The sequence below is a fragment of the Acinetobacter sp. GRABPA_MV_2 genome (assembly GCF_056725885.1).
This window is the reverse complement of record NZ_JBWZNA010000055.1, coordinates 1-1,310: the sequence shown is the minus strand read 5'-3', so window position 1 is coordinate 1,310 and position 1,310 is coordinate 1. Positions and strand designations below refer to the sequence as shown.

The 1,310-nt window shown below is 28.5% G+C and carries 1 protein-coding gene and 1 pseudogene; both read left to right on the top strand.

Translation table 11 applies throughout. The features are described 5' to 3' along the window. Nucleotides 1–87: 87 nt before the first annotated feature. The gene (locus ACXM0J_RS18750) at nt 88–600 is read left to right on the top strand and encodes an SMI1/KNR4 family protein (protein ID WP_001089570.1); all 513 of its coding nucleotides are present in this window, start codon (nt 88–90) and stop codon (nt 598–600) included. Nucleotides 601–807: 207 nt separating this feature from the next. Continuing rightward, nucleotides 808–1,310 (top strand): annotated as a pseudogene (locus tag ACXM0J_RS18745) (hypothetical protein); the annotation flags it as partial.

Genomic DNA, 1,310 nt, shown 5'->3' with positions numbered 1-1,310 from the left:
AAAAAACGTAGGAAATTGGCTCAGGCTTTGTATAACTCGTATTATGTTAATTTTAGTAAAAGTTAAGGATTTTTAAGAGTTTAATAAATGAATAGTGTTCATGAAATTATAGCAAAAATACATAATGAATGGGAGATTGAACCTAAGAAAGCTATTCAGAGAGGTATGGAATGTCCCTTTCCTTTGCAGTGTTCATTAAACCTAAAAAGCAAAATTTACTCACAAATACCCCAAGTACTTTTACCAAAAGTATTAGAGGATTTTTATACAGTATCTAATGGTGCAGATCTATTTAAAGATCAAGAATACGGACAATGGGGCTTAAAATTATATTCTATTGAGGAAGTAATTTTTGCTTCAAAAATTTATAAAATTAATCGTAATAATGACGCTCTTCAAAGTGACTTAATTATTGGAGAATTCTATGGAGATTCAGACTTATTGTTAGTTCGATGTGATCCTAATAGTGATGATTACGGCTCTATTTTTGTTGTCTTACCTATAGATCAAAGACAAGATTGGTACATTGTTGCTAATACTTTTCAAGAATTCATTAGTAAATTTTATGAAACTCAGGGTGATAAATTCTGGGAACCTTAAAATTATATGGCGGACATAAGCTCTATTTAACTTATGTTCACCTAAAATTTATTTAATTATCATAAAAATAGTATCATTTTTTGAATTTCATATAACGCGTATTATGTTAATTTTAGAAAATCTATACAGTTCCTATTAATAAAATTTAGATATTTCTAATGGATAAAAACAGTATAATAATTAAAAGAAATTTAAAGAGTGCAATATATGTTTGGTATTTTTTCTTCTAAAAAGCAAAACTCCTTAAAAAACCCTGTTTACTTAGAAAAATTCATAAATAATGCCTACTTAGAATTAAGTAATAGTATTAAATCACCCAATGAGCTTTATCTTTTTTTAATTGAGGAACTTTGTGGAGCATCACAAGGGAACAATGATGGAAAACAACTAGTAGATTTTTCACAATTTCATGAAATTGAATATAGGAATGCATTAAATAAAGAATCTGCAATGGACTTACCTAATAGCCCACTATCAATATTAAATAATAGTGTCAGCCCCCAGTTGATTAAGGAGTTAGGAATAGATGAGGCTGTAAAAATAAGATGTACGCTTATAAAAAGGTTAATAGAGGCAAATCAAAACACATTAAATAGTAGCCGTTTAACTTTTGCAAAAAGCTACATTCAGGTTGGAAGTTCTTATCTTCCAGAAGGTGAAATTCAAGCATGGTTTGATGTCATTAACTCAATACAAGGAGCTAGTAAAAA